This window comes from Streptomyces sp. NPDC055078, from assembly GCF_053607985.1.
The window spans coordinates 1-5,243 of the sequence record NZ_JBSGUP010000586.1 but is presented as its reverse complement, the minus strand read 5'-3'; the positions used below and the strand labels follow the sequence as shown (position 1 = coordinate 5,243).

Below are 5,243 nucleotides of genomic sequence, written 5' to 3'. Positions count from 1 at the left end.
ACTGGGAGGTGCTGGGCGCCCGGCTGCTCGCCGCGGGAGCCGCCGCGGCCGGCGGGGCGATGCTCGCCGTCGCCGCCGTCGCGGCGTCCGCCGCGCTCTTCCTCGCCCTGGTGGTGGTGGCCACCGCCGGGGTGGGAGCCGGTGCCCTGATGACCACCAGCGACCTCGGCCCGGGACACGTGGCCGGTGTGGTCGCCCTGATCGCGGTGCTGTTCGGCGCGTTCGTGCCGTCGATGTCATTCAGGCTGTCCGGACTGCGGATGCCCCCGCTGCCCTCCAACGCCGCGCAACTCCAGGAAGGCATCGAGCCGCACTCCCCGTCCGCGATCGCCTCCCGCGCCGTCGTCGCCGACGGCTGGATGACCGGCCTGTACGGTGCCACCGCCGCAGTCTGCGCGGCCTGCCTGCTGGGCCTCATGCACCGGCCGACCCTGCCCACCGTCCTGATGTCGGCCGCCCTGTCGCTGCTGTTGCTGCTGCACAGCCGCGGCCTCGGCAACATCCTCCAGCGGCTCTCCCTGGTCACAGCCGGTGTGTGGGGCGGAGCGCTGCTGGTGTACGACACCGCCGCGGACGCCGACCCGGGCGGGCGGCTGCTGCTGGTCGCCGGACTCCTCGCCGTCGGCGCCGCGATCGCCATCGCCTCCTGGACCGTCCCGGGCCGCCGCCTGGTGCCCTACTGGGGCCGGGCCGCCGAGATCCTGCACTCCGCCATGGCCATCAGCCTCCTTCCGCTGGCCCTGTGGGTGCTCGGCGTCTTCGGCTGGCTGCGCGCCCTCAACAGTTGACCGTAAGGACCGATCACCGATGGAGAACAAGCGCGACCAGGTCCAGGCCCATATGTTCCTGATGGGCCGGCTCACCTCCAGCATGCTCCGCTCCGACCCGGACGCCCCCGAGAGCCCCCAGGGCCGTACGAATCGCGGCATCGCCATCGGCGTCATCATCGCCATCCTGGTGGCCGTGGGCGCCTTCATCGTCGGCCTCGTCAGCCCCGGCAAGCAGAACACCTGGCAGACGTCGGGCGGCCTGATCGTCGACAAGGGCACCGGCGCCCGCTACCTCTACCTGGACGGCAGGCTGCGCCCGGTGCGCAACTACGCCTCGGCCAAACTGATCGCCGGCGCCAAGCTGTCCACCACCACCGTGAGCACCGCCTCCCTGAAGGGCACCCCGCGCGGCACGCCCATCGGCATCGCGGGAGCCCCCGACGAACTGCCGGCCGCGGGCGATCTGTCGCAGGAGTCCTGGCGGATATGCGTCACCGAAACCCCGCGCGGTGCCGGCCGCACAGGGAAGGTGACCACGCTCGCCGTCGCCCACGACGGTGACGGCGAACACCTGGGCCGTTCGGAGGGGCTGCTGGTGGCCGGGCCCGACGGCAGCGACTATCTCGTGTGGCAGGGCAGCCGGCTCCGCATGGACCGCGACTCCGCGGCCGGAGAGGCCCTGGGCTACGCATCGGTGCGGCCGGTGCCGGTGTCCGCGGCCTTCCTCAACGCCCTGCCCGCCGGCCCCGACCTCGCGGCCCCCGCCGTCAAGGGGCTCGGCGACGCGGGGCCGGCCCTGGGCGGGCGGGCCACCAAACTCGGCCAGGTCTTCACCCTCGCGGTACCGGGTGCCGAGGAGCGCCACTACGTGCTGCGCGCCGACGGACTGGCTCCGCTCACCGCCACCGAACTCGCCCTGCTGCTGGCCGATCCGCGCGTCCGGGCCGAGGCGTACGACGGCCGTACGCCTGCCCCGGCCTCCCTGTCCTCCGAGGCGCTGCGAGGTCATCCGGCGCCCGACACCGCACGGGCCGAGGGCCTGGGCGAGATGCCGAAAACCCCCCCGAGGGCGGTGGGCGTCCCCCGGGACCGCAGCCCGTGCGCGCTGGTCACACCCGGCGGCAAGGGAACCCGGTTCGCTGTCACGCTGGCGCCCACCGCCGGCCTCGGCCCGGTCGCCGAGCACTCCTCCGGCGTCTTTGCCGCCGCATGTCTGCCCGTGGACCGGGTCACCGTGCCACCGGGACGGGGCGCCCTGGTGCGGCTCGTGGGTGCGGGCGGGGGAGCGGTGGGCGGCACCCTGTACCTGGTCACCGAGACCGGCGTGAAGTACCGGCTGGCCACCGCCAAAGCGGTCGAGGCCCTCGGCTACAAGGGCGTCACCCCGGGCGCGATGCCCGCGCTGATGCTGGCGATGCTGCCCTCCGGCCCTGACCTGCACCCCGAATCCGCGGAGGCGGGCCGCGCCTCGGTGACCGCCCCCCGGTGCGCCTGGCGGTAGACGGGAAACTCCGGGACGGCGGACGACAACGGAAAAACAATCCGGCGGCAAGGTGGACCGCCCGGAATGCAATCAGGTGTGCCTAGCATCGGCCGTTCCGGACGTACGGAGAGCCAATGAGAACCAAGGAGAGGTGAGGCATGTCCCTCAACACCATGCGGCAGTCCGAGGAGTCGGCGACCCGCAACGGTATCCAGGCTCTGGAGATGGCGTTCACCGGTGTCACCAAGTGCCGGCAGGACGTGGAGAACACCAGGAACAACCTGATGGCCCACTACAAGGGTGCGGACGGCGGGTCCTTCATGCGGCTCGTCGAGGCATGGGAGGCGAAGTGTGACGTCATCCTGTTCAACGTCCAGGACATGATCGAGGCGCTGAACAACACCCTGGTCGAGCACGGCAAGCAGCAGGGTTCCTCGGTCGATGAGATCAACAAGGCGTACACCGAGTCCGACGCCATCTTCGACACGCTGCGCGGCTGACCCGCCCACCGAACTTCCCCCTTTGTACCGACGCGAGACGAGGACAGGCAATGGACTTCACCGACGGCTACATCTACGTCGACTACACGCAGATGAGCAACGCCGCTGACGACCTCATCCATCAGACCAAGGCGATCTCCACCACCCTCTCCAGTCTGGAGGCGGAGCTGACCGCCCTGCGCAACTCCTGGATCGGTGACGACAAGGACATCTACGAGACCAAGCAGAAGGCGTGGAACGGCGCGGTCGGGGCCATGGAGAACATGCTCACCAAGCACGCCGCGCTGCTGACCAACATCTCGGACAACTATCAGTACAGCGACAAGTCCCTCTCCCAGATGTGGGAGTCGGTGAAGGTTGGTGGCTGACCCCGGCCGAGGCACCACAGCGCCCGAGGACATGCCGAAGCCCAAGGACCCGACGGAGGACCCGAACTCCAAGACTGGCAGGATCAGTTTGGACAAGGCCGGTCTGGAAGCCTTCCTCACGGACCGCGTCGAAGCCTTCCAGACGGAACTGACCAATATCATGAAGGACGACGCCAAATTCGGCGTCTCCATGGACACGCTCACCCCGAAGGGAGCGGTGTCGGGCAAGGACTTCGACTCCTACGGCACTCAGAAGCCGCTGGCGCTCGGGAAGATGCTGGACTCGTCGCACCTGGCCGGTCTGGGCGCCGATCTCAACGCGGCCGTCGCCCGGACCGCGAAGGATCTGACCGAGATCCAGCAGGATCAGAACAGGCTCTTCCGGGACCTTGAAGAGAACCTTCGCACCAGCATCAGAACGCTCTTCAAGGCTCAAACGGGCAACCTGATGAACATCGACGGGCAGGATTTCCTGGACTCGCTGGAAGACCTGGGGTCCGGTCTGTCCGGCTCACAGAAGAGCGGCACGGGTGGTGGGGGCGCCTAGGAGGACAAGGGTGACTGACCCGCCGCACCCCGCTCGAACACACCCGTCCTGACCGTACGCCCGGAGACTTGCCATCGTGGCCGATAAGCAAAGCGCCGTGTATCCCTCGGACAACGTCGATGACTACTGGCACACCGCCGTAAAAGTGCTCACCGGGTATGACATGCCCCAGCGTGACACCTTGTTCAACTCCCTGGTCGGCAACAACGATATTCCGCTGATGCGTGTGGAGTTCGACGACCATCCCGGAGACATCGAGGAAATCGTCGACAACCTGGAATGGCGCACGATGAACTCCCGGCCGGCCGGCTGGCGAATCCAGCAGACCGACTTCGTGGTGCCGTTCTACTCGGGTCTCAGCGGGGCGATCGGGAAAGAGCCGCCGGTGGGCACCGAGGTCAAGCTCAAGAGGGCCCGCATCACGCTGATCGGCAACGACGAGGGCGATGGCCCGCCTGTTGGCGGCGTGGTGAAGGGCCGCGAGTTCAAGAGCGGTCTCGGCAAGGACTTCGAGGGGCAGAGCAAGGACACCGTCTGGAGCAACCTGAAGCTGAGGCAGTACAGCTACGGCGGCGGCATGGCGCTGGATGAGCTCCTCAGAGAGCGCAACACCCAGGGATTCTCCTGGAACGGCCTCTGGGTGAAGGACGACGATGCGGTGGACCTGGAGTCCTTCGAGAAGAGCGCCGACGCCTTTGACCGGGTCGCGAGATTCTTCAAGCAACGGGCCGCCGATCTCCGGGACTGGGAGTTTGACCTCGGCCGGCCGGAGGCGTCCTGGAAGGGCAAGGCGGCAGGCGTCTTCCAGGACATCGTCCACGCGCTGGCGCGCAATTATCGGTCGTACAGTGAGCAGTTTCCGCTGGTCGATGAGGGGACCAAGTCCAGCTACGGAGAAGCCCTCCGCGACTTCGACAAGGAAATCGTCGCGGCCGTCAAGAGCCTGCACCGCGAGTGGGACAAATGGCAGGAGCTGACCGGGAACCCGCTGCGCTTTTTGCACGACGTGCTGCTGGAAGTCACCGACGACATCTGGGACTACAACATCAGGCAGGTCGGTTACAAGGTCGGCAACTCCACACACACCACGCAGGGCACGACCAGATCCGACGGCTACCACTACGTCAAGGGGGGGAGTTTCACTGACAGTTTGACCAAGAGTATTTTCCCCAAGGAGGATCCGCCCAAGGGCTCATTTCCGCTGGACGAGAAGGAGACCTGGAAGAAGATTGGCGAGGAGGCCATCCGCCGCTGGCAGCAGACGGTGAAGGACGAACTCGTCACCGCCGGCAAGCAGGCGATCATCGACGTCCAGAATTCCTTGAGGAAGCAGGATTTTCCTGGAAAGGTGCGCACCGAATCGGTCAACCTCAGCGAAAAGCTGGCCACGGACCAGGTCTCCCGGGATCGTGCGGACGGGAAGGCCGACAAGAAGAGACTGGAGGAGGAGGCCAAGAAGAAGCAGGACGAAGCCGAGAAGAAGCAGGAACAGCGGCAGTCGGAGGCCGACCGAAAACGGGAGGAACTGGAGCGCAAGCAGGAAGAGAAACAGACGCAGGCGCAGACGCAGCAGGC

General features: G+C 67.3%; 6 protein-coding genes. All 6 read left to right on the top strand.

The features are described from left to right. The coding region (eccD, locus tag ACWF94_RS32675; RefSeq protein ID WP_453496826.1) for a type VII secretion integral membrane protein EccD at positions 1–788 on the top strand (788 nt) is incomplete at its 5' end. A gap of 19 nt (positions 789–807) precedes the next feature. After that, positions 808–2,271: a type VII secretion protein EccB gene (gene eccB, locus ACWF94_RS32670; protein WP_453496823.1), complete on the top strand. Its 1,464-nt coding sequence runs from the start codon at positions 808–810 to the stop codon at positions 2,269–2,271. Between the two features lie 140 nt (positions 2,272–2,411). After that, entirely contained in the window at positions 2,412–2,753 is a 342-nt protein-coding gene (locus tag ACWF94_RS32665) for a hypothetical protein (protein WP_453496820.1), read from the top strand. A 50-nt stretch (positions 2,754–2,803) separates the two neighbouring features. Further along, the gene (locus tag ACWF94_RS32660) at positions 2,804–3,121 is read left to right on the top strand and encodes a WXG100 family type VII secretion target (RefSeq protein WP_453496817.1); all 318 of its coding nucleotides are present in this window, start codon (positions 2,804–2,806) and stop codon (positions 3,119–3,121) included. A 31-nt stretch (positions 3,122–3,152) separates the two neighbouring features. Further along, positions 3,153–3,668, top strand: coding sequence for a type VII secretion system-associated protein (locus ACWF94_RS32655; RefSeq protein ID WP_453496814.1), 516 nt, complete (start codon positions 3,153–3,155; stop codon positions 3,666–3,668). A 76-nt stretch (positions 3,669–3,744) separates the two neighbouring features. Then, the coding region (locus ACWF94_RS32650) for an AAWKG family protein (RefSeq protein ID WP_453496811.1) at positions 3,745–5,243 on the top strand (1,499 nt) is incomplete at its 3' end.